Below are 23,587 nucleotides of genomic sequence, written 5' to 3'. Positions count from 1 at the left end.
GGCCTTCAAGCCGTCCAAGAACATCTTGTTGGGCTCAATTTCGACCGGAGTAACCGATATTTGCATAAACGCGCCGGCACGACGCAGCCCCAGCACAACTTCCTTGCCGACCTTGCCACGGAATGACTGTACCGGCTCAAACGGTGCACCATCGGCGAAGACGATCGCATCGCCAGCGAGCAGGCCGGCTTGTTGGGCTGGCGTGCCTTCTATAACACCGGTGATCATGTTGCGACCCTGCGTGTCGAGACGCGAGAGGATGCCAATGCCGGGATAGGAGATACGGCCATTCGGAAAAACACGTTCCAGTCCGCGCCGCCTTAACGCACCAGCAAAGATATCAGAAAGCTGGTAGTACTCTGGTTCGTACGGTGTGTAGTAGCGGGTGTGCGAAGCATGCAGCTCAGAGAGCATACTATTAATGACGCCGGCCAGCGCCTCTTCGGAACTCGCCCGCGCGGCGTCCGGCAAGTAACGTTCCCGGACGGCCGACCAATCGAGCCCGTCTAGGTGCGGATCGTAAAAACGATCTCGCACGGTCCGCCATACCTCCTCGAACGTGGCGATGCGTGCGGGCACGGCCTGGGATGTGGCCGAATCCGCTGCTTGTTGCTGCTCGGCCCACAACACCGTTGGAGTCAGAGCTGATGCCGCGGCCACTGACGTGAGCCGCAAAAAGCGGCGGCGCGACAGTGCTGAGTTGACTACCTTCTTCATCGTGCAACCTTGCGATGGAGCTCGTCGCTGTCTCGATAATCGGACATTCTCAGAGCCAGAGGGAATGTCTCAAACGGGCCGAAAGCGGCCATTGAACCGGATTTGAGGCCGCGCACGCCAATCCGCGCTTTTCGTTGGTTACGATCCACGTAGCCCAGCACGCCGCTGCAGTTCTGAGCGTTACCTCAACGCGCGTTGAAGGTGAGGCCGGCGCGCTCCTTTAGACGCTTGCGCAACGCCGGACCCATCAGCGCGCCCGGCGTCCAGGTGCCGCCCTCGCCCTGCACGTCGCGCACGAGGCAGAGAGCGCTCTCGGCGATCATCTTGCTGGTCGAGCCGTAGCCCGGATCGCGGTCGCCCGTGACGACCGCCTCGACCCGTCGGCCATCCGGCAGCTCGCCCAGGAAGAGGATGTCGTAGAAGCCCTTCGCGCGCTCTTCCCGAGTCGGGCCTGCACCGGGTTTGAGACCGCCGGTCCCGAGCAGGGAAAATATGGTGGCGAAGGTCTCCGTCGTCACGCGACCGATTTCCCCAAATCCGGGCGCGACCATCATCTCGTCGTAAACGAAGTCCGTGCCGTAGGGATGACCCAACAGGAAATTCGTGCGGTGTACGTTCTTGGTGTTGACCGGCGCCATGGGAAACGGCACGAGCCACACGTTCATGCTCGGGTCGTATTCGGGGATAAGGCCCGACGGCTGAGACGGCCCGGTGAACCCCGGTGTCAGCGCGAAGGGATCGGTCAGCAGCCGGATCAGGGCCGGGTCGCGCGCCGCGGCCGCCAACGTCGCCTGGGCGCTCGCTGCGGTGCCGCCCGACATGCCGCCTTTCACCTTGCGCAGGCGGGCTTTAACCCGCCGCGCCGGGCGTCCGAATTTCTCGCGCGCCTTCTCCTGCAACGTGAGCACGCCGAGATCGAACGGGATGGAATCGAAGCCGCAGGAGAAGACGATGCGCGCGCCGGTCCGTTTCGCCTCTTCGTGATGGGCGTCGATCATGCGCCGCATCCATGCCGGTTCGCCGCACAGATCGACATAGCTAGTGCCGGTGGCCGCGCAGGCCGCCACAAGCTCGGGGCCGTAAAGCTGATAAGGCCCGACCGTCGTGATAATCACGGCCGCACGCTCGCACATCGAACGTAGGCTGGCCGGTTCGCCGGCATCCGCTTTCACCAAAATCAAATCGTCTGGTGCGCCGATGTCGGCACGCACTTTCTGAAGCTTGTCGGTCGAGCGTCCCGCGATCGCCCAGGACGGAGCATCGTCGCCGCGATAGGACGTCGTCAGATATTCGGCGACGAGACGGCCGGTGTAACCCGTCGCGCCATAGACGATGAGGTCGAAGTCCCGCTTCACGACGCTGGTCCTCCTCGAACCCGGGAGAGCGTTACCCCTTACTCGGACCGGTCTTCCGCCGGCAGGATCGCACCAGCTTGCCTAGCGCGCTCATTCGATCACCTCGTCGGCGCGGGCCGAGCAGGCGCCTAAGAGGTGGGGATGCCAGGCCATTTTGTGCTGTCCCGGAGCCCGGCGAGGACACGAGGACGCGCAGTAAGTGCCACTAGAGGGGGCAGCCGCTTTCGTTGAACCGTCCCATCGCATTTGACGGAGGATACCACAGTTCCTGTCTTGGGGTGCGCAACGTCCGGTTGGAGTCAATACGCCATTTTGACCGCGGGCGAGCCACTTCCCGTCTCCCCTCGACAAGCGGACAGTTTCCGGGCCGGTTGGCGTGCCCCAAACGGGCCAACACCGGAAGAACTCAGGGTGAGCAAATCTGGTCCGAGCGCTCGACAGGAGTCGATCGGTGTCGCAAAAGCGACGCAGCACTGACGGGTCGGATTGTAGGAGCCGAAGCCTCGTGTTGCCCCGGAAGCAGACCTGAAGGAGAAGGGGCGAACGCGACTCCGGCAGCAGCCGCAGGGTCCTCGTGATGCCGCTAGTCAAATCGCACATGTGCAGCAAATGCTGCCGCACGCGGCGGTCTCAGATACGAAACCTGTTGACAGGGATCGGCTTCATTCGTCCTTCCATTTGATCGAGCAGCCAATAGACGCCTTTTGGTCAGCCGGCGCAAGACCGGTGGTCGTAATCGCGCGCATGGCCTCGACAAGCTCTCGGGGCGCCCCCGCGCGAGGCGGAGTCGCACGCCCTTCGTCGAGCCGGCCGCGATACTTGAGCTTGCGGTCGGCATTGTAACCGAAGAAGTCCGGCGTACAGACCGCCCCATACGCCCGAGCGACTGTCTGGGTCTCGTCGTGGAGATATGGAAACGGGAAATCATGAGCCCTCGCGAAACGCTTCATATTCTCAAACGAGTCTTCGGGATAGTTCGCCGCATCGTTCGAGCAAACCGCCGCAAAGCCTATGCTCTCCGACATCAGCACGCGGGCGTCCGAAACCATGCGGTCGATCACCGCTTTGACATAGGGACAATGGTTGCAGATGAAGACGACGACCGTGCCTTTTTCGCCCGCAACGTCGTCCAGTGCGTAAATCTTGCCGTCGGTGGCCGGAAGCTGGAACACGGGCGCCGGCGTATCAAGAACGACTTGGGTAGCTGCTGTCGCCATTTCGCACCTCCTTGTGCCCAAATATATGCTGACTACGGCCTGCTGGGGCACAGTTTCCAAAGCCTACTCGCCAGTCGCGTTGTTTTGGCCATATGTTAGCCATTTCCGGTCGCCCCTTAACAGCCGTCATTGGGACGAGCGCGGGATTTCGTCGGTGTAGGCCACGAACGGACGTTAGCAGCTCCAATGTCCCGACGCGTGGGGCTGCGACCATGATAAACTGCTGTCCAAAGTTTGTTCGCCCGGCGGCTCTGAATGATCGTCTCGACACTCACCGCCGGCCGCGCTCCTGCGATTTTTTTGCCGATCAGACAGGGCACCCGGGGCTCTTTCTCGGCGGCTGGGACGATCCCGCTCTCTGGCGTGAGGCCCGCAACTTCGCGAACAAGCTTGGTCCGGATCGCTGCCTGGAATTTTTCGCGATCTTTGATCGTCATGATGAAGGCGCCCGGCCCTCCGATCACGCAGTCCTCGTAATAGAGATCGAGGTTCTCGATATCGGTCGTCGAGAGGGATGGCTCCTTCACCATGATCGGGAGGCCGTTGATGATGATGCCTTTCTCCAGGGCAGCGTCGCGCGCGCCGGTTACGGGGGCTCCGTCGTTGTTCGGCCCATCGCCGGAAATGTCGATGACGCGCCGCAACCCGCGATACGGATTCTTTTCGAACAGCTGCAGTGCGAAATTAATCGCACCGGAAATTGAGGTCGCACGGCCGCGACCTCATGTGCCGCTAATGCAAGCCACCGCCCGCGCGGACTTGCGGGCTAGGCTTTCTGTTGGCGCTGGCGGCGTGCTGTTTACACCTCCAGAAATTCCTCGCCGACGAAAGGGCCCACGCCGATCTGGCCGATCGCCTGGACATGTTTTGCACTGCGAGACCAGGACATTCGACCTACCGCAGGCTTCGCGACGATCTCTTCGGGCATGTAGCGTTTTTGCCGTTTGTAGTCCTCCTTGAGGCCCAACACATACCTCAAGTCGGATCACTTCCAGGAGGTGGATAAGTGTGGCATTCGCAAGGACCAGCAGGATATTATAAATTCCGACATTCGCGCTCAGGAATAATGGTTCGAACGGACAAAGCGGCGCGGCTCCTGGCGCGGTTCATTCTATTCAAGGGAGACCAGCGTGGGCACAGCGATTCGTAGCAGCGGAATGATCCGCGAGGCCTCTCGGCTCGCCGCAGCCGGCGAGCTCGGAAATTCGGATGTCATTCGACTCTTGCAGATTCCTCATAGCAAAGAGGACGTTCAAGAAGTCCTTCGCACCTTCGAGCAGCAACTGTCCCGAGAAGCGAAGAGCAAGTTGACTTTGGACGCGTTCGTGCCGCCACCGTCCGATATCGATAATGAGCGGTACGAACCACTCTTCGACAAGTACATCATCACGGGCAAGACCTATACGACCGCCAGCGGCGCAGTCGTGCCGAATGAGCTTCAGTATTATAACGGTCAAATGGTGCACCTCTACGGCGAGTGCTCCAATGTACCTCTCGTGAATGCCGCATTGGCCGGCAGTGGCTACAGGCCGATAATCTTGAAGTACGCGGACGGCAGGCACGCGGCTGTCGCACAGCTCTGGTCGAATAAGTTCACCGACACCTCGATCCGGCCGTATGCCGCCATGTTCATAGTGGTTGCTGCCGTGGCGGACAACGCTCCCGAAAGCCATGCGTCCCTGAGGGCGGCCTCCAACGGCTCATCGAGCGTGCTTGTGATGCTTGATGGATCGTTCGATCCCGCAATGGCGGTGTATGAGAACGAAGCGCGGATGTACATGTTCCGACTGCTCGATACAACCCAGGTTGCGATCGACGTCGGCCGTGAGCGCATGGGTACCGACAAGCGGCCCGGGACCATCGATATGGCGTGCATCGGTCGCCGGCTCCACTTGTCGATCAAAGACCAGCACAGACGTGGCGTCGTCCAGGGAGACCTGGCGCTTACCGGGGATCCGACGGCATACGAGTCAGTGGTAGCTCAGGCGGCCAAAACAGCCGGCGTCACGCTGCAGGCGCTTCCGCGCGGTGCCGAATGCGTCTACCCGGCGGTCGCGCGCATCGGGCAGGGGTCGGTCGTTTGCTGGCAGTGGCGAAGCGATGTCGCCCCTCGGCTGCAACCGGTGATGCCAGGATCTTTGCACTTCGACCGGAGCTCGGAGGAAGGTCGGACCCTTCTCGCATGGGGCTTCACGCCCAAAGTGCTGGGTTTTTTTCCCAAGGTGCGGGGGGTGATCACCGGCCTGGCGGATCAGACCCCGCGTTGCGCCCGCGACAGTTCGGCTGCATGCGAGGGAATGGCAAACGCCGGCTCGCGCCTTCGTTGGGGGGCATCCGAAGAGGCCGCCTCTGCCCCATTCCGCTTGGCTTGGAATACGAGCTTCCTCGGATCATTGAAGGTGGTGCTCCGCAAAGAATTGGTCGGCCCAATGTCCGACGGCCTCCGGGTCAATTGGCACATCACGGAAGGGACCTTCGTTGGGCCGGGTCACGATGCCGTCGTGTTACCCGGCGCGGCGGACTGGATGCATATCCGCCCGGATGGAATTGCGATCGTCAACGTCCGGGCGTGTTTCGAGACGCGGGACCGTGTTCGCGTGTACGGCGCCTACGGCGGGGTCGCCGATTTTGGTCCCGACGGCTACGCTCGGGCGCTGCGCGGTGAGTATGACCAGCAAATCTCCGCCGTGGTCACACCGACATATGAGACTGCGGATCCGAGGCTCGAATGGCTCAATCGCGTCCAGTGCATCGGTGTGGGGAAGGTGGACATGAGCGCGCTTCGCGCGCAGTTCGACATGTACGTGGTGCGGGTGGGGGAGCGAGCACAAGAGGCGTCCAGCGCTGCAGCACAGTCACCGATACCGGAGCAGATCATCACCGCGGTTGAACGTTTTCGCGCCGCGATTCCTGCCAATTTCGATCCGATCTACGTCGAGAAAGTCGTCATACCGTTCTTCCTGACGAACGTTTACGAAGGGGAGCGGCCCCTTTTGCCAATGATTGACCTTAATTTCAGTAAGGAGAATGCACTCCCTCGTGATCGTTTTGGTCTCATCTATCGTGACTGGAAACCGACCCCTGAGGAGGGCGTGATGGTTTTCCTGCAAGGTCTCGAGAAGCGGGGTCAGAATAATCTTCGCAAGCGAATCTATTTTTCGGCGGTGACGCCCGATCTCTATAAGCCGATGTACCGCGCCAAAGTTACAGCTTTCTTTGACAAGCTCTTAGATCAGAAATTCGCTGACAGGCCATTCATGCAGCATTACCTCGACCACTATTTCGACCTCTATTGGGACCTTCACCTTGGACTTGTTGGCAGCGATATTCCCCGTGAGGTTCGTGAAATAGGAGAGGCGTTCAATACGGTCTTTGCCTATCGGGATCCGTTGCTGCCAGTTACCTACCAAAACTATATGAAGGTTCGTGAGCTTCAGGATTTTCTCAAATCGTGGATCGGCAAACGCATCGACGATATCCAATCGGGCAAAATCAAAAATCCCGAGAGAACCATGGCTTGGCATTGGCTGAAGAATGCCCAGGACGGCGGTCATTTCAGCAAGAAGGACATGGTCATTGAGTGCCTCCACGATTTCGTCGCGCTAAGCCAATGGGGCAATGCGATTTTCCGGGTCATGTCGCTCCTGTCGGAAGACCGCGGCGACCAGGCCGTGCGAGCATCATTTCAGAAGACAATGAGCGGAAATTTCGACACTGCCGGAGGTGCGTCTTTCTCGCCACTTGAGCTATTCGTAATGGAATTGTTTCGCGTGATTTCGCCGAACGGTGGCAGCGTCTCCGCCATCCATGATGCGAGATTAAGCGTCCGCGGGGAGGCTCCGCAGCAAAAGCTCGGCATGCCGTTTGAAAGAGACAGCTATGTATCCACGCCGCATGCCAGCACCAGCCTGGATCCGGTTCACTGGACGGATCCGAATACGTTCGATCCGCAACGATATCTCCGCGTCCCGACCAGCGCGCAGATCAACGATGACAAGTGTCGGCAAATCGGCCTGGCACGGTGCCCGTTCGACATCACCAATTTCAAGGTCAAGGACGGACGAAACGCCCATATTACAAATAGCGGCTTCGGCACCTTATTTGTCGTTGCGGACGAACGAAGCTACCCGGTTTGTGACTATGCCGGCTTTGCTCCGTTCGGCTTTGGATACCGACGATGTGCGGGTGAACAACTGACAATTCTCGTATTTGAGGATTTTTTGCGAAAGGTCTGGCGCGACAAGATCGTGTTTCGGAAGCTTGATCTGGCAAATCCTGCTCGCGTACCAGTCGGACTGGACGCGGTGATCCAAGACGATATCGGGTTCTACAGATCCGCCTTGCGATAGCGTATCGCGCCGCTGGCACGCGGTTTTTAGCCGTCGCAAGCGGACTGGCGCCGGCGTGGGGAGATCCAGCAGGTCGCCAACTACCGGCAGCAGCCCCTGTCCTGTACACGCAATACAATATAGTCTATTAGACAGAACCAGAATGCGAAGTCGGTCGAGCAAATGCCAGGCAAATGCTATGGATCGAAAAGCGCGGTCGAGGACTCGGGGCTCTCTCCCCCGGGGGCGTCGCCGCTGTCGCGTTTGCCGGGACTTGCCGATGCGGCTGGCGTCCAAACCGGGGCGGCCCAAAAGCGCGGCCTTCTTCGACAGCCTTCTGACGCGCTTCAATCGGTACGCCAAAACGCTGCGCGCTCGGGAGACTCCTCGGTGCGGCAGGCGGCGCCTTGCGCCCCCCCCTTGGTGACCAATCCCGGCGATCTCATTGCGCGCGCACTCGAAATCCTCGCCGAGGAAGACGAAGCATGGCGGATGCGCAGGGGTCTCGATCTCACGCCGCGGAGCGTCCCGTGAATTCCCCGTCGCGCGGATTCGTCAATAGACGGCCGTGCGTTTTTGCGGAAGCTGCGGCAAAGCCCTCACCTATTCCGGCGTGTGACCGGTTTCTTCCGGCGCCTTCCCTGACGCTGCAAACGGATGAAGCTCAAGCTAAGGCAGCATGCATGCCTTCGATGCAGCGCGCACGGGACGGCTCGGAGCTGCGATGGGGCGAGGCGGATACGCCCGTGCCCGCTGCAGTGATTTCTCCGGGAACCCCGGCATCGGTCACGGTAGCGGTCTCTCCAGTGCGGCCGGGTCACGCTGTCACGGTAGAGTACCGGGTGAACGGAGGCCCGGTCCGCCAGGCAATCGGGCAATCCGCGCCGCGCGTCCACGGTGCGAACGGTCGGCTATTCCGGGCGCTCCTGCCGGGCCAATCCGGCGGAACGGTGGAGTTTCTGCCGGTGCTTGGCTTTGCCGGCCAGCCGATCTCTCCGCGCCTACGGGAGTCCGCCAAATGTCCCCGGTATCAGGTGGGTTGCGGAGCGGCCCCGGTCGAGACCGCTGCTCTACCTGCGGGCGAGCCTCGCTGGGACTGGGATGCCACGTTCCTCTGGGCCGGCACGGTGGCCATCCGTACGGAGGTAATAGGCGTTATGCCGGATGGACTGCGGGTCAACTTGCACGTCACGGAAGGACGCTTCGTTGGGCCGCGCTTCGAGGGGATCGTCCGGCCCGGCGGGATCAACTGGCTGCGCATCCGCAAGGACGGTGTTGGAATAGTCAATGTGACGGAGTGTCTGCAGACGCGGTCTGGTGCGCGGATCGACTGCTTGTATGATGGCATCCTCGACCTGGGTGCGGACGGCTACGCACGTGCCATCCGCGGCGACTTCGGTATACTGCCGCCGTTCGTTCTTGCTCCGACCTACGCGACCGCTGACAAAGAACTCGCTTGGCTCAACCGCGCCCAGTGTATTGGCGTTGGCAGGGTGGACATGAAGAAGCTGCGCGCCGCGTACGACATATACGTCGTAACAGCGGGGGCCGCAAAACATGTGGAGTGAAGACTCAATAGAAGCCGCACTCGTGGAGTGCGCGCCAACGGTGTTCTGAGCTCAAGATATTTGCGTTCGTGCGCAAGGACGAACGACATCTCGTTCCCGATGTATTAAATTAGGGGGGCCTTTGAGATGACAACCGATAACCCGCAAGTGCCTTGGACCGACGAGCAGTGGGCTCGCGTCAACAAAGTCGTTCAAGAGGAAGCTAGCCGCGTACGGATCGCGGCGACGTTCCTTCCGCTGCTTGGACCGCTGCCCGGAGATACCGACTTCGTGAGGGAGGAAGTTGTCCAGGTTGCTCCGCGGCCATTACGTATCCAGGACAGGGATGTCATCCAGTTGGCGACCTTACAGGTAAGAGTGTCCGTGCGGGGTGCGCAGATGGCCGATCCGGAGATGACCAGCGTGCTGGCCTTATTCCGGCGCGCTGCCAACGTACTGGCTCGTCTTGAGGACGCCGTCGTCTTCAGGGGATTGGTGCCAGACCCGGCATTCCTGGGACAGGATAGGTTTGCCCCTCCCATAAATGTCGGCCCACGGCAAAGGCTCTGGGAAATCACCGGCGGGGGGGTAAGCCGTGGACTTTGGACAAACTCAGCCGCCGTTCAGGCGCAGCAGGTTAATATTCAATTGCAGCAGCCAGACAGAGACGCGCGGCTGGTGGCCGGGATAGCCGACGCCATTGGCCGCCTGGAAGAGCGGGGCCACTTCGGACCGTTCGCGGTGGTTCTTGACCAGCAGATGTTTCTCGTCGCTCAGTCGCCAACGGAAGCTCTTGTATTGCCGCAGGATCGCATCCTCCCGTTCCTGGGCGGCGGTCCGCTGCTCCGCTCGTCCACGCTTGACGTCGCTCCCGGTCTGCGGTCCGGCGTGGTTGTGGCGCTTGGCGGCGAGCCAGTCGAGCTAGTCATCGCCACAGATTTATGCGTCCAGTTCCTGCAGGTCACAGCCGAGCCGAATTTCGTCTTCCGTGTGTGCGAGAAGATGGCGCTGCGCATCAAGGAACCCGATGCGATCATACGGCTGACGGCATAGGCGCCACGAAATTTCGAGGCACCGTAGCGATTGAGATTTTCCGATGATCGCGGCGTGTACGGAGAAATGTCTCGGGGTCGCTTGATCGCTACTTCACCTCGGCAAAAGACTAGGGAGGAGATGCAAATGAAAATCCCAATAGACATTGAAGTTTTGAAATCTGTCCTTCGGATCGATGACGAGGCCGCCCAGCAGAAAATTAATCAAACCAAAGCAGTGAGCGTCGATGATGAACCTCCAATCGTATCGAAGCGCCAGAAAGACGAGTTCACTGTGGAAGCGTCGACCAACCGCAGTGACGGTGTATCGGTCATTAATTTACTTGACGAGCACGGGGGGATCATCACTCCCCTCGCAGTTGATCTGAAAACAGGAAAATTCCGTCAACTTGAGCCAGACCCCAAACCCGCGGCTTCCGCTAAGGCCAATCCGCAGGCCGATCCAGGGCGCGACCTTGGGCTCGCGCTGCAGATCGGTAACAGGACTGCGGTCACAGCGTTTTTGAAACATCATCCCAAGGGGTTCTACGCCGACCTGGCAAAGGCTCAGCTTGAGAAGATCGAGACCGAGGAAGCCGCAGCCAAGAAACCGTGAGCTTTTCTACTTGGTCAAATACAGATGGCTGCTGACGTACGTTTGGCAACTTTGGGTGAATGAAGCTCATGCTTGAAAGGGCTCGGGAGATCGTCGAAACTGATCCGATGTATCGCGTCCCGCGCGCTCGGTGACGCCTCCAAAGCTGGCTAAAAGTCGGACTAAGTGGTCATGGCTCGGTGAAGCATGCCTACTAGGGTTATCGTCTTGGGCGGTGGTGTCGCCGGCATGAGTGCCGCGCACGAGTTGGTCGAGCGCGGCTTTGATGTCGTGGTGCTCGAGAGTGGCGATATTGCGGGAGGCAAGGCCCGCAGCATTCCCGTCTTCCACGAGGGCGAGGACACCAGCGGACATCAGGTCGCCGATGGCGCTGGGAGTTCGGTTCAGCATCGGGTGCCCGGCGAGCATGGGTTTCGATTCTTCCCAGGTTTCTACAAGCACGTAATCGAGACAATGCGCCGCATACCGTCGTTTGACGGGAGCAAGGTTGCGGATCACCTGGTGCCGACCACGCGACTGGAGTTCACGCAATACGACGAGCCCCCGTTCGTCGTACCCGCCGGCTTTCCGCTCTCGCCCCGCGATGCCGGCACCATGTTGCGGGACATCCTGCTGTTGTTCGAACACTCCACTGGCCTCACACCCGACGATCTGGCATTCTTCGGTGCGCGCGTCTGGCAGATACTCACTTCGTGCCACCAGCGCCGGCTCGCAGAATACGAGCGCACGAGCTGGTGGGAGTTCGTCGGCGCCGAGCAGCGGTCGGAGTCATACCAGAAGTTCCTCGCCACCGGCATTACGCGCTCGCTGGTGGCGTCCAAAGCGCGCAAGGCCAGCGCGCGCACCATCGGCGACATCTTTGTGCAGCTGGTGCTCACGATCCTGAACCCGATCGCGGGATCGACTGATCGCGTGCTCGATGGGCCAACGAATCTCGTCTGGATCGACCCGTGGCTTGCGTATCTCGAATCGAGAGGGGTGCGGTACGTCAAGAACGCGCGGGTCGAGGAGATCCTTTACGAGAACGGACGGATCACCGGCGTCGTCGCTCGCCAGCAGGGCCAGCAAGGTCAGCGCATCATGGTGCATGGCGACCACTACGTGGCGGCGCTCCCGCTCGAGGACATCGCCCCCCTGGTGAGCGACCGCCTGGCGGCAGCCGACCCGACGCTCGCCAACCTGCGCGCGCTGGCTCCGAACCTGGAGTGGATGAACGGCGTGCAGTTCTATCTGCACCGCGCGGTGCCGTCGGCGCACGGGCACGTGATTCACATCGACACCGAATGGGCGCTCACGAGCATCTCGCAGCTTCAGTTCTGGCGTGATGTGCCGTCTGAGCTGTTCCGAGACAGCGATGTGCACGGCATCCTCTCGGTCGATCTTTCTGATTGGACGGCGCCGGGATCGGACGGACGCCCAGCCATGCGGTGCTCGCGTGAAGAGGTGGTGCGCGAGACATGGAATCAACTCAAGCGCTCGCTCAATGATGCCGGTGATGAGGTGCTGCGCGATGAGGATTTGCATTCGTGGTTCCTCAGCGCAAACATTGAGAACGATCCCGCACGCCCGGGCTGGCTACGGAATTCCGAGCCGCTTCTGGTGAACCAAGTCGAAACCTGGGCCTTGCGTCCCGAGGCGACCACCGCCATTCCAAACCTTTTTCTGGCGTCGGACTACGTTCGCACGCATACCGACCTCGCGACGATGGAGGCAGCCAATGAGGCAGCTCGGCGCGCAGTGAATGGCCTGCTTGACGCCGTGAAATTCGACGGAAGCCGCTGTGAGCTGTGGCCGCTGCACGAACCTGAAATCCTCCTGCCATGGCGGCTGCACGATGCTGCGCGATACCAGGCCGGCCTGCCGTGGGACGCTTCACTCGCGCAGGTAGCTGCCCACGCCTTACGCGGTGCGTCGCCGCTGCTGGAGCTGGCGAGCTCCCTGCTCGAGCAGGTATCGCCGTTCACCCATGCCGTCGCCGACACGCTCGACTCGCACAGTGCCGCCGCGGATGATGTCGGCGCGCTTGATGCGGTCGACCCGGCGACGATGGCGCGCCGCTTGGTTGATGTGCCCACCCTGCAGGATGCGTTGATCAAGGTCGCGGATACTGTGCCATTGGCCGGCGAGATCGTAGGCCCGGCCGGCTTTCTGGACCGCCTGGTGTGGTATCGCGACATGCTGGCCGATATGCTCACAGAAGGTGTACCGACGTGGGAACCGCAGCGCCACCTGTATGGGCTCGTGACGGATTTCATGGGCCGGTCAGGCAAGGGCCTTCGTCCTGCCCTCTGCATCGCGACCGCGAGAGCGCTGGGCGGCCGCGCGGAGGATGCGTTTCCTGCCGCCGCCGGCCTGGAAATGCTGCACAATGCATTTCTCGTGCACGACGATATTGAAGACGGTAGCGACTGGCGGCGTGGCGTTGCGACAATGCATCGTCGTGCCGGGATTCCAATTGCCGTGAACACTGGCGATTCCATGAACGCACTCGCTATGCGCCTTTTCCGCAAGACCGGCGAGCGGCTCGGCCCGGTGACGGCGCTGCGCATCTTCGACGAAGTCGATCACATGGTCGTCGAGACCTTGGAGGGGCAGGCCAACGAACTAGGATGGGTACGAGACAATGATCTCACAGTTACGACAGACGATTATCTGCGGCTCGTGCTCAAGAAAACGGCCTGGTACAGCTTCATTCACCCCATGCGGATTGGTGCACTCGTTGCCAACGGCGAGGACCAGAATCTCGGTCGATTTGATCGGTTTGGCTATCTGCTTGGACTGGCTTTCCAGATCACCGACGATGTTCTTAACCTGGTTGGCGACATTGGGCGTTACGGCAAGGAGATCGACGGAGATCTCTGGGAAGGCAAACGGACGCTTCTGCTCGCGCACGCCCTGGGTCGGGCGAATCCCACTGACCGTGCGTGGATTAGCACCTTTCTGGCGCGGCCCCGCGAGCGACGTTTGCCGCGTGAAGTGCTGAGGCTACATCAGATCATCGCGGAGGGCGGGAGCATCCCATGGGCGCAGCGAGCGGCAGCCGAATTTGCAGAGGCTGCAGCGCGCGAATTCCACAACTCGGCGTTCGCCGGTGTGCCTGCAGGTCCAGACCTCGAATGGCTGCGCACTTGCATAAACTTCCTGACCCAGCGCGACGCGTAATCGGGTTCAGGTTGGAATGAATGGGGACATCGTAACCCGATTGCTCTTAGATCCCTTGATTGAGTCCCGCCAGGAAAGCTGCATCTGCGCGCGACCGCGGCACAGCCGTCCTACTGCAATTTTCCAGGGTTATAGTAGGTTGTCGCGGAACGTCTGCGCGACAACGTTCGGCAGCACCGGAGAATCGTATGGAGCGCCTCAGCAAGCCAATCGATGCGGACATCCCGTTGCTTGAGAAAAGCGCTGATCAGCTCGGCTATGTGGTGCCCGATCTTGAGCAAGCCATCAAGAGCTGGATAGACCAGGGTATCGGGCCCTGGCTCACGGTTGGTCCGGTGGTGGTCACTGATAACAAGTATCTGGAGAGGCCCTCACGCCCGCTGATCATGTTCGGATTCTGCCAGGTCGGCGGGGTGCAGCTGGAGCTTATTCAGCCGCTCGACAATGAGCCGTCAAGCTGGCGCGCCTTCCTTGCGGCCGGAAGGAGCGGTCTTCAGCACTGCGGTTTTTGCGTCGAGCCGCACGATTATCAGAGGTCCGTCGCGCAGACCAAGGCGTGTGGCGCGACGATCCAGCAGATGATGTCTTTTTCGGGCGCCCGCTTCACCTATTTTTCCCTGCCTGCTCGCGCCGGTCCTCTGATGGAACGAATTCGTCTTGGAGAGGTGGCGCCTGAAAAAGCTAATGCAGTGCGCAATTCCATCGCGGGGGGGTGCGAGATCGTAGAACTGATCGAGTTCCAGCCCCGTATCCGCGAGATGTTCGCAAAAGTTACGCAAGCAGCGGCCACTTGGGACGGCAAGGCCAGGCCCGTTCGTCACCTGATAGGGCCTGTCGCAAAGGCAGCAATCGGTTCGCACTTGCTCCGAACTATGCGATTCCGGTGATGTATTTTCGTGGCGGCGCGACGCACGGTATGTGGCGGCATGCTCGCCTTTGACGGCGGCGCATTGGCCTTGATCGCGATCCGCTGCACCGGCATCACGCCGAACGAGCGCGGCCGGTTTGCGAGGCTTGGCGGCCAAGCTCGATCCGCCGACATCGCGCGGCGATCCTTTGAAATCGATGGTTGCGGTCATGGCGGCGTCGATGCGCGCGCCTGTTCGAGCGATCAATTGCGCGACGTTTCGCTGCTCTCGCTCATGCCTTGAGCTGCTCCAGCAGCGATTTGGCCTCCTTCAAGTCCAGCGTGTCGAAACCCTCGGTGAACCAACCATAGACCGGGGCGAGAATATCGTGGGCCTGCTGTCGTTTGCCCTGATCGTACCACAGCCGCGCCATGCTCACAGCCGCACGCAGTTCCCAGGACTTTGCCTGCTGCTGACGAGCGACCGCCAGCGCATGTTCGAAATATTCTTCCGCTTTCGTTGCGTTTGGGTTGGGCGACGATAGCTCGATTTCGCCTGCCATGCGCTTGATCTCGGCCTCAAACCAACTTTCCTTGGTTGTTTCTACCTGGGTCATCGCTTCGCGAATGCAGTCCCGTGCATCATCGAAGTGGTCGAGTTCAGCATGAGCGCCCGCCAGATACGACAAGCAGAATGGCACTAGCGCTGTTGCCGCCGTTGACCGACGTGCTCTGATACCCGAGTCGATCACATGGACCGCGTCTGAGGCCTTCCCAGTGAGGGCCAAGACGCAACCTTGGACCACCATTCCGAGCGACCCCCAAAACAATGAACCTCTCTCGTCTGCCAGGGGGACAAGTTCATTAGCTTCGGCGCTTGCTGCCGCATAGTTTCCGCAGCAGATATGGGTAAAGGATGTATGGAACAGGGCATACATCAAAGTGGCTGCTTGGCCGATCTCGCGCGCTTCCTTGAGCGCCTGTTCAGCGTCTCTGCCTGCAGCCTCGGGGAAGCCAAGAAGCCATAGAGCCCAGGACCGATAGGATAGGGCTGCGACCCTAATGTCCTGGCCAAATCGAGCCGCCAGCGTACGATGCTCGGCGGGTTCGTAGATCGCGATCGCCTGATCGTAATGTGCCAGACTTTCTGCAAGGACGCCCGTACACGTCAGAGACGTAGCCATAATACGATGCCCAAGCATGAGCGGAACCATCGTTCCCTGCTTCTCGGCAAGCGCCAAGCACTCTGTCGCAAGGTCGAGGAGAGCGTCGCTTTTGAACTTTATATAGTTCGTGACCCAGAACCCATAGAGGACTGAAAACAGGAGCAACGGGTCTTCAGGGGGCTCTCCGAGTGACTCCGCTTGCTCGATGAAGGCGCGGGCTCGATCGAGAGATGCGATAGTCTCAGGGGCCGCGTGGCCCTTGGTGTTCATCAAGGCATTCACAAGCGCGACCTCCAGTTTGATCTGGTCGCCACGCAGCGCTGGTGTGCCCGGCAGCGTCGCAATCTGTGAAAGAGCGCGGATTAGCTGAACCGTCGCCTCTACTAGCGCTGAACGCGCTAGCGACCGCTGTCCCGCCTTGCCCCATAAGGCCGCCGCCCTCTCGATCAGCCCGGCCTCAGTGCAGTGATGTGCTAGCCGTTCCGGCTGGCTCTCGGCTGTTTCGGCGAATTGGCTTTCAATTGCTTCGGCAATGCGTGCATGGAGCGCGCGGCGGGGCTGGCGCAGCAACGTGCTATAGGACGCGTCCCGCACCAAAGCATGCTTGAATAGGTAAGTTGCATTCGGCGGCGAGCCTAACCTGAAAAGCAAACCAGCCTTTATGAGACGGTTCAGCACTGATCCCAGTTCCGCCGCTGGCACGCGCACCACCGCCGCCAGGAGAGCATGCGAAAACTCCCGGCCGATCGCCGCGCCAATCTGTGCCACTTCTTTGGCGGGGCCGAGCCGGTCGAGCCGCGACATCAATGAGGCGTGCAAACTTGCGGGGACTGCCCAGGCCGGGGACGGAATGACGGCAATCGTGCGTTCGACTGCGCCGTGGCCCTCCGCCTCCAGCACTGCCTTCGTCATCTCCTCCACGAACAGGGGGACGCCATCGGTACGTTCGATGATGTCCTGCCTGATGCCCGCCGGCAGCAGCTTGCTGCCGACTACGCCGTCGATCATGGCGCCGACTTGGTGTTTCGTCAGCCGATTGATCGTCATGGCGGTCACGTGCTGCCGCCCGATCCAGGGCGGATCGAATTCCGGGCGGAATATCACAATCATTAGCGCGCGAAGGGTCTCAATCCTGGCCACGATCCGGCCGAAAGCTTCTAGGCTCGTAGGATCGGTCCAATGCGCATCCTCAAAGATTATCAAGACTGGGCTTTGCCGTGTAAGCGCTTCTAATTGTGAGATGAGCGCTTCGAATGTTCGCTGCCTGTGCTGCTGCGGGGTCAATTTGAGGGCGGGATAGCGTCCATCATTCGGAAGCGACAGCATCTCGGCAAAGAGCGAAGCGTCCCCGATCGAGGTCGAGGTCTGAGCGAGCAGGGTATCAAGCTTGTCGAGCCTCGCGTGCAGTGTATCGTCGTGCGCCAGCCCGGCGGCACGTTCCATCTGCCCGATGATCGGATATAGCGCGCTGTCGGTGTGCTGCGGCGAGCAGACATAGCGCAAACGCGTATGCGGCTCTCCGGCGAGTCGTTCCAGAAGCGCGGCAGTGAGACGCGACTTGCCGATCCCAGCCTCACCGGCGATCAGGACCGCCTGGCCTTCACCTGTCTTTGCCCTGGCCCAACGCTGTAGAAGCAATTCGAGTTCTTCCTCCCGCCCGACGAGGGCAGTCAGGCCAGTTGCGTGTAGCGCCTCGAAGCGGCTCTCCACGGAGCTCGCCCGCAACGCCACCCAGGCCCGCGTTGGCGCGGCGATGCCCTTGAGGTCCTGCGGCCGGAGGTCTTGTAGCTCGAAGAGGTTTCCGAGCAGCCTTCGGGTGCCTTCGGCGATGACAACCGTGCTCGGCTCAGCGATCCCCTGCAGACGAGACGCCAGGTTCGGCGTCTCGCCCACCACCCCGCGTTCCTGGGCCTCGCCGGCACCAACGAGATCGCCAACCACGACCAAGCCTGTCGCGACCCCGATACGCACCCGGAGCGGCTCCTGGATACCCAGATTGCCGATCGCCTCGATGATCGCCAGTCCTGCGCGGACGGCACGCTCGGCATCATCCTCATGAGCGTGGGGATAGCCGAAATAGATGAGCACCCCATCGCCCATGTACCTGGCCACGAAGCCGTCGAACCGGGCGACCGTCTCCGCGACGCACTTATGATAAGCGCCGATTACCGAACGCAGATCCTCTGGGTCGAGCGTGGTCGAGAGCGCGGTCGAGCCAACGAGGTCGGTGAACATCACCGTCAGTTGGCGACGCTCGGCGTCGTCTCGCCGAGTTGGCTCGATATCCACGAGTGCAGAAGGTGCCGTTACGGCAGCCGAGACGTTGCTGAGATCGCGGATCGCATGCAGCATTTTCAACCGGTGGCCGAGCGAAACGCCAAGGTCTTTGAGATGTTGGTCGGTCAAGTCGGGGAGAACGGCCATATCAATGTCGTTCTCGGCGAACCTCTGCGCATACTCGGACATGCCGAGCTTTTTGAGCCAGTCCGCAATTTGTTGCACCGCGGTCACCGTGATCCGTGCGTCGCCTATCTAAGTGTTGGCCCGACGACTACAGAAAGAGATTACACAAGAAAGACCGCGAAAGCACGTCCTCACGGGCGCGGAATCGCGATACCAATCGAGCCCTGAATGCCCGCCCTGTGCGCTAGCGATTGGTATAGAGGACCAACAAATCAATGCATGACGTACCGACGCTCGACATGGAGCAGGCCCGGGCGCTATTCCGACAGTTTGTCGAATCCGTGCCCGCGCGGACCTCGGACCAGCGAATTGCTGATCGATGCGCTGGCGAAGATCGCCTGCCCGGGCCCCCCGGCAAAATTGATTTGCCGCTCGGGGCACCGGACCGTTCTCTGGAAGTCGACGACCTTGCTTCACGCAGTCGATGCAGATGAACACCGCATCGATCCAAGAGCGCAACTGCGTCCGCCCACACCCGCCGCAGTAGCGAACATGTTGCCCGCTAGACTAGGCAAATCCGCCGAGGCGCTTGGCGATGCGGTGCGGATGGCAAGTGATTTTGCTCAGCGCGTCGACATTGTCGAGCGCTGGGTCGGGTCGATGCTCGAAAGCGGCACGCAGGACTGCGCGATCGGCCTCTCGTCCCGGATGATGGTCGCCGCCGGCGGCCGCGCGCGGATCAAGGACTGTGTTGCAAAATCCGGCCTTAGCCAGTCAATTCCAGCGCCGGTTTGCGACGCAAGTCGGAATGGCACCAAAGCTGTTCGCACGCACCATCCGGTTCGACCGGGCGCTGGCGTCTCGTCGCAATACCCCGAGCCGTCGAGCCTCTGGTCCGTTATTTGCGCAATGATCTGAAGGCTGCGCGTACCTCATCTGAAAACAGCTTCGGCTCCTCCCAGGCGGCGAAATGTCCGCCACGTTCGACCTCGCTGAAGTAGGCGAGGCCGGGGTACATAATCTCGACCCAACTTCGGGGCGCAGCAAAGATTTCGCCGGGGAACGTCGAAAATCCCACGGGAACCGCGACCGCAGGAGGAGACTTGCCGGCCGCACGGGCTGCGGCCTGTCCGGCCTCCCAGTACCACCGTGCGGCCGAGGCCCCAGTGCCCGTCAGCCAGTACAGCGTGATGTTGTCGAGGATGCTGTCCCGGGTGAGATTGCCCGCGGGCTTACCCTCCACGAACGCTTGGGAAATCTTGTAGTAGCTGTCCGTGTCATGGTCGAGCATCCAGCTCGCGAGCCCGAGGGGTGAATTCAGCAGGGAGTAGCCGATCGTCTGTGGCCGCGTCGACTGCTCTAGGAAGTAGCCAAAGCCACTCGCCCTAAACGTCGCGGCCGCCTTCTGCGCCGCGCGTTCCTTCTCGGATTCTGCGGGCAGCTTGTCGGACATTGCCGCCACACCCGCGAGCAAGTTGACGTGGATGCCGAGAAGTCCCTTGGGTGCCTGGCGCCCCATCGCATCCGTTACTGCCGCTCCTACGTCGCCACCCTGGGCGACGTAGCGCGTGTAGCCGAGGCGATCCATTAGCCCCGTCCACGCACGCGCGATGCGCGCGGCGTCCCATCCGAGTTCGGTCGGCTCACCCGAGAAGCCGTAGCCTGGCAAGGACGGCAGCACCAGGTGGAATGCATCGTCGGGAGTGCCACCATACTTGGTCGGGTCAGTCAGGGGACCGACGGTATCGAGGAGTTCGATGACCGAGCCAGGCCAGCCGTGCGTCATGATCAGCGGCAGCGCGTTCTCATGCCGGGACTTGACGTGGATGAAATGGATCTTCACCCCGTCGATCACGGTCGTGAACTGTGGCAACGCGTTCAGCCGTGCCTCGCACTTGCGCCAGTCGTACTCAGTCGACCAGTAGCGGGCGAGCGCCCGCAGCGTCGCCAGTTGCACACCCTGCGACCGATCCTCAACGAGCTCTTTGGTGGGCCAGCGCGTGGACGCGAGGCGCCGGCGGAGATTAGCGAGGTCTTCACCCCGGACATTGACGCGGAAGGGAAGAATTGCGTCGGCTTTGGTCGTACCAAACGGGGACCCTCCTTGCTTCGATTGCGCGCGTGCGGCGACGAAATGTATTGGCAGCAAGCTGACGGCACCAGTTGCGACTGACCCTGCGAGGAGGCTGCGCCGGGTGGGTGAAGAGGAGATTGCAGTCATGTTCGGCCTCCTTGTTTACAAGCCCGCTCCTAGACTAGTGAACTGCGATGCGTCGCTCTGACCCACAAAAGGTTGGCCGAGACATAGGCCCGGTAGGCTCGCACATAGTCGCGGAACTCTCGAACCCACTCACGCACAGGGCTCTAACGCCTGATGTTTGCCGCTCGCCTTGACGATTTTACTCTACTTGCGAACGGCACGCCGCCAAATTCAGCGATCCTTGCTCGGCGCAGCTTGTTGAACCAGGGCCCCAGCGCTCGGCCATCGAAGTGATCCGCGATTAGCGCGCGACCTCCCTGTGATGCCCCAGGTTCGTCGGCATGGTAGTCAGCGAAAGTGAACTCACGGTCGGTATTGGCCCGAACGCGAAGCCCTGGAATCGAATCGGACCCAATTTGGCGCGACAAAGCGAGCGAAGGCTGGTGGGCCCGGCAGGACTCGAACCTGCAACCAGACCGTTATGAGCGGCCGGCTCTAACCATTGAGCTACAGGCCCCGCCGCGGGACGGCCGCGGATGTGCGGCCAGCAACGGTGCGCGGTTCGTTTACAGGGATGGAGGCGGGGGTGCAATGCTGGCTCCGGCGGACGGAAACCCCTGGCGCAGCATTGCCGGTGATTTTTGAATTACCGAAATTGACGATGGTGCCCTTATGCTCCTGTTTTGCCCGACGAGTCAAATCGGCTCGCGAAGGCCCTTTTTTCGCTTCCGTAACCCATTGTGATTACGTGGCTTTTCTACTGTGCATGGGGTTGTTTTCGCACATTGTGATTCCGGAGGGGCCTGCAGGTCCCTCCGAATGCTTTGCTGGCGCGCTACGGGCGCCGCGCAGGGCCACCCCTAGTCCACCGAAACCCCGGCGAACTCCACCACCTTCTTCCACTTCTCGGTCTCGTCGGCGACCAGCTTGCCGAACTCGGCTGATGTCATCGGCTTCGGGATGCCGCCGTTCTCGGTCAGCCGCGCGATGACCTTCGGGTCCTTGAGGACTTCGCCGACGGCCTTGTTGAGGATCTCGATCACTTCGGGCGGCGTGCCCTTCGGCGCGGAGATGCCGTAGAAGCCGACCGATTCGAAGCCCGGCACGGTCTCGGCGATCGCCGGCACGTCGGGCACGGTTGGCCAGCGCTGCGGCGAGGTGACGCCGAGGGCGCGGACAGTGCCGCCGCGCGACTGCTCGAGCGCGGAGGGGAGGTTGTCGAAGATCAGCTGCACCTTGTTGGAGATGATGTCGGGGAAGGCGATCGCGGAGCCGCGATAGGGCACGTGCACCATGTCGCATTTGGTCATCACCTTGAACAGCTCCGCCGACATGTGCACCGAGGTGCCGTTGCCGGACGAGGCAAAGGAGATCTTGCCGGGATTGGCCTTGCAGTAGTCGATGAACTCCTGAACCGTCTTCACCGGCATCGCATTGGAGACGACCAGCATGTTGGTGAGCTGCATGATGCTCGCGACCGGCACGGTGTCGCGCAGGAAGTCGTAAGGCAGCTTCTTGTAGAGCGAGGTCGAGATCGCGTTGTTGGGCGCGACGAACAACAGCGTATAGCCGTCGGGGGCCGCGTTGATCGCGGCGGCGGCCGCGATGTTGCCGCCGGAGCCGGCGCGGTTCTCGACGATGAATTGCTGGCCGAGGCGATCCGAGAGCGCTTGCGCCATGATCCGCGCCACGATGTCAACGGGGCCGCCGGCGGCGAAGCCGATCATCCAGTGCACGGGGCGGTCGGGGTAGCCGGCGGCGGAGGCGGGAGGGGAGGCGTTGAGGAGAGTTGAAAGAAACAGCAGCCCAAAAACAGTGTTACGCAAAATTCGCAACATGACGTCTCCCATTGTTCTATTGTCGTTGGGCTGCATGCTTTCACAAAAACCGCCCGCTGCCTACATCGCCGCAAGTCGATGTTGACGCGGGGCGGCCGGGACTCATCATGAGATTCGCAATCACAATTCTTCTCGGCGCGGCGCTGCTCGCAAATCCACTCGCAAGCCCCGCCGATGCTCAAACCGGAGGCAAGGCCATTCCGACCACCACACTCAGCCTGGGCACCGCGACGCCCGGCGGCGGCTTTCCGCTCTATGGCAACGCCTTTGCGGAAGCGATGAACGCGGCCGATCCGCAAATCACCATCGCGCCCCGCAACACCAAGGGCAGCAACGAGAACATTCCGCTGCTGGAGACGGGCAAGCTCGATCTCGCACTGGTCGCGGGCGAGCCGGCCTATGAGGCGTTTGCCGGCATCGGCCGCGTGCCTGTGCGGTTGAAGATACTCACCGCGATCTATTCCAACCCCGGCATGTTCGTGGTGCAGGCGGACAGTCCGTACAAGACCATTCGCGATCTCGTCGGCCAGCCCGTCGCGTTCGGCGCCAAAGGCTCGGGCCTGCCGATCCTGGCGCGCTACGTGCTCGATGGCCTCGGCCTGAAGCAGGACGAGGATTTCAAGGCGATCTATCTCGACCGCGCCGGCGATGGCCCCGCGATGGTCGAGGATGGCCGCGTCGCCGCGTTGTGGGGTGCCGGCATCGGCTGGCCCGGCTTTGCCGCGGTGGCATCGAGTGCGTCAGGCGCGCGCTTCATTGCGCCGACCGCTGAGGAGATCACGCGCATTCGCGCCAAGCATGCGTTCCTGAAGCCGCTCACCGTGCCGGCCGGCTCCTATCCGAAGCAGGCCGAGCCGATCGCCTCGCTCGGCTCGTGGAGTTTCGTCCTCACGCGCGAAGACCTGCCCGATGACGTCGCCTATCGTCTCGCCAAGACGCTGCACGGCGCCGAGGCGGCGTTCTGCAAGCAGCTCGCGCAGGCCTGCGAGACCACGGCGTCGAACACGGTCGCGGCGGCGCCGAAGCCGGAGCTGATCCATCCAGGCGTGAAAAAATACTTCCGCGAAATTGGTGTCATGAAATAGGACACGACTGCATCGACAATCGTCGTGCCCGGGCTTGTCCCGGGCATCCACGTTCTTGGCGCCGTACGAAAGATC

General features: G+C 61.3%; 16 protein-coding genes, 1 tRNA gene and 1 pseudogene (1 of these 18 cut by a window edge). 9 read left to right on the top strand and 9 right to left on the bottom strand.

The window, feature by feature from the left end; genetic code table 11:
• The 5 genes and pseudogenes from ACVJ5M_RS39190 to ACVJ5M_RS39170 form a co-directional block, all read right to left on the bottom strand.
• Positions 1–717, bottom strand: partial view of a S41 family peptidase gene (locus ACVJ5M_RS39190; protein WP_063985285.1) — the 5' portion only. Its footprint begins 567 nt before the window's first position; 717 of the gene's 1,284 nt are visible here — the first part of the coding sequence; its start codon is at positions 715–717; its stop codon lies beyond the left edge, outside the window.
• Positions 718–902: 185 nt separating this feature from the next.
• Positions 903–2,072, bottom strand: coding sequence for a saccharopine dehydrogenase family protein (locus tag ACVJ5M_RS39185; RefSeq protein WP_063985284.1), 1,170 nt, complete (start codon positions 2,070–2,072; stop codon positions 903–905).
• A 662-nt stretch (positions 2,073–2,734) separates the two neighbouring features.
• A complete protein-coding gene (locus tag ACVJ5M_RS39180; protein WP_063985283.1) occupies positions 2,735–3,289 on the bottom strand; it encodes a thioredoxin family protein in 555 nt (184 codons plus the stop codon).
• 293 nt (positions 3,290–3,582) lie between these two features.
• Positions 3,583–4,008, bottom strand: a pseudogene (locus tag ACVJ5M_RS39175) (DUF1194 domain-containing protein); the annotation flags it as partial.
• A gap of 80 nt (positions 4,009–4,088) precedes the next feature.
• On the bottom strand, positions 4,089–4,256 hold the full coding sequence (locus ACVJ5M_RS39170; RefSeq protein WP_187387807.1) for a hypothetical protein: 168 nt from the start codon (positions 4,254–4,256) through the stop codon (positions 4,089–4,091).
• Between the two features lie 163 nt (positions 4,257–4,419).
• Here ACVJ5M_RS39170 and ACVJ5M_RS39165 point away from each other — a divergent pair, with 163 nt between their 5' ends.
• The 7 genes from ACVJ5M_RS39165 (at position 4,420) to ACVJ5M_RS39135 (ending at position 15,124) form a co-directional block, all read left to right on the top strand.
• Complete coding sequence (locus ACVJ5M_RS39165; protein WP_187387806.1) at positions 4,420–7,638, top strand: DUF3237 family protein; 3,219 nt, start codon at positions 4,420–4,422, stop codon at positions 7,636–7,638.
• 464 nt (positions 7,639–8,102) lie between these two features.
• Entirely contained in the window at positions 8,103–9,185 is a 1,083-nt protein-coding gene (locus tag ACVJ5M_RS39160) for a DUF3237 domain-containing protein (protein WP_084795288.1), read from the top strand.
• A 126-nt stretch (positions 9,186–9,311) separates the two neighbouring features.
• On the top strand, positions 9,312–10,217 hold the full coding sequence (locus ACVJ5M_RS39155; protein ID WP_063985281.1) for an encapsulin: 906 nt from the start codon (positions 9,312–9,314) through the stop codon (positions 10,215–10,217).
• Between the two features lie 126 nt (positions 10,218–10,343).
• Positions 10,344–10,811: a hypothetical protein gene (locus tag ACVJ5M_RS39150; RefSeq protein ID WP_187387804.1), complete on the top strand. Its 468-nt coding sequence runs from the start codon at positions 10,344–10,346 to the stop codon at positions 10,809–10,811.
• A 186-nt stretch (positions 10,812–10,997) separates the two neighbouring features.
• On the top strand, positions 10,998–13,973 hold the full coding sequence (locus ACVJ5M_RS39145) for an FAD-dependent oxidoreductase (RefSeq protein WP_084795287.1): 2,976 nt from the start codon (positions 10,998–11,000) through the stop codon (positions 13,971–13,973).
• A gap of 188 nt (positions 13,974–14,161) precedes the next feature.
• Entirely contained in the window at positions 14,162–14,860 is a 699-nt protein-coding gene (locus ACVJ5M_RS39140) for a VOC family protein (protein WP_063985278.1), read from the top strand.
• Between the two features lie 9 nt (positions 14,861–14,869).
• Positions 14,870–15,124 carry a hypothetical protein gene (locus ACVJ5M_RS39135; protein ID WP_231144284.1) on the top strand — a complete coding sequence of 85 codons (255 nt, stop codon included), beginning with the start codon at positions 14,870–14,872 and terminating at the stop codon, positions 15,122–15,124.
• Here the strand turns inward: ACVJ5M_RS39135 and ACVJ5M_RS39130 are convergent.
• The gene (locus ACVJ5M_RS39130; protein ID WP_084795286.1) at positions 15,114–18,497 is read right to left on the bottom strand and encodes an adenylate/guanylate cyclase domain-containing protein; all 3,384 of its coding nucleotides are present in this window, start codon (positions 18,495–18,497) and stop codon (positions 15,114–15,116) included. The genes ACVJ5M_RS39135 and ACVJ5M_RS39130 overlap by 11 nt on opposite strands.
• 261 nt (positions 18,498–18,758) lie before the next feature.
• On the opposite strand from ACVJ5M_RS39130, the gene ACVJ5M_RS39125 reads away from it, so the two are divergent.
• Complete coding sequence (locus ACVJ5M_RS39125) at positions 18,759–19,307, top strand: hypothetical protein (protein ID WP_187387803.1); 549 nt, start codon at positions 18,759–18,761, stop codon at positions 19,305–19,307.
• Here the strand turns inward: ACVJ5M_RS39125 and ACVJ5M_RS39120 are convergent.
• From ACVJ5M_RS39120 to ACVJ5M_RS39110, 3 genes are all read right to left on the bottom strand, one after another.
• Positions 19,288–20,610, bottom strand: coding sequence for an epoxide hydrolase family protein (locus tag ACVJ5M_RS39120; RefSeq protein ID WP_231144285.1), 1,323 nt, complete (start codon positions 20,608–20,610; stop codon positions 19,288–19,290). The two genes, ACVJ5M_RS39125 and ACVJ5M_RS39120, sit on opposite strands and share 20 nt — an antisense overlap.
• Positions 20,611–21,030: 420 nt before the next feature.
• Positions 21,031–21,106, bottom strand: a tRNA-Ile gene (locus tag ACVJ5M_RS39115).
• A 343-nt stretch (positions 21,107–21,449) separates the two neighbouring features.
• Complete coding sequence (locus ACVJ5M_RS39110; protein ID WP_063986651.1) at positions 21,450–22,427, bottom strand: Bug family tripartite tricarboxylate transporter substrate binding protein; 978 nt, start codon at positions 22,425–22,427, stop codon at positions 21,450–21,452.
• Between the two features lie 107 nt (positions 22,428–22,534).
• Here ACVJ5M_RS39110 and ACVJ5M_RS39105 point away from each other — a divergent pair, with 107 nt between their 5' ends.
• Positions 22,535–23,512, top strand: coding sequence for a TAXI family TRAP transporter solute-binding subunit (locus ACVJ5M_RS39105; RefSeq protein ID WP_063985275.1), 978 nt, complete (start codon positions 22,535–22,537; stop codon positions 23,510–23,512).
• The last annotated feature ends 75 nt before the right edge of the window (positions 23,513–23,587 follow it).

The sequence above is a fragment of the Bradyrhizobium sp. S3.7.6 genome, assembly GCF_054061875.1.
Note: the sequence above shows the minus strand (reverse complement) of the source record. Positions and strands in the feature narration are given on the sequence as shown.

What these genes read in the sequence shown, in the direction of transcription:
- ACVJ5M_RS39180 (WP_063985283.1), bottom strand. Translation starts at nt 3,289, where the DNA reads ATGGCGACAGCAGCTACCCAAGTCGTTCTTGATACGCCGGCGCCCGTG.
- ACVJ5M_RS39160 (WP_084795288.1), top strand. Translation starts at nt 8,103, where the DNA reads ATGGCGGATGCGCAGGGGTCTCGATCTCACGCCGCGGAGCGTCCCGTG.
- ACVJ5M_RS39155 (WP_063985281.1), top strand. Translation starts at nt 9,312, where the DNA reads ATGACAACCGATAACCCGCAAGTGCCTTGGACCGACGAGCAGTGGGCT.
- ACVJ5M_RS39150 (WP_187387804.1), top strand. Translation starts at nt 10,344, where the DNA reads ATGAAAATCCCAATAGACATTGAAGTTTTGAAATCTGTCCTTCGGATC.
- ACVJ5M_RS39145 (WP_084795287.1), top strand. Translation starts at nt 10,998, where the DNA reads ATGCCTACTAGGGTTATCGTCTTGGGCGGTGGTGTCGCCGGCATGAGT.
- ACVJ5M_RS39140 (WP_063985278.1), top strand. Translation starts at nt 14,162, where the DNA reads ATGGAGCGCCTCAGCAAGCCAATCGATGCGGACATCCCGTTGCTTGAG.
- ACVJ5M_RS39120 (WP_231144285.1), bottom strand. Translation starts at nt 20,610, where the DNA reads ATGACTGCAATCTCCTCTTCACCCACCCGGCGCAGCCTCCTCGCAGGG.
- ACVJ5M_RS39110 (WP_063986651.1), bottom strand. Translation starts at nt 22,427, where the DNA reads ATGTTGCGAATTTTGCGTAACACTGTTTTTGGGCTGCTGTTTCTTTCA.
- ACVJ5M_RS39105 (WP_063985275.1), top strand. Translation starts at nt 22,535, where the DNA reads ATGAGATTCGCAATCACAATTCTTCTCGGCGCGGCGCTGCTCGCAAAT.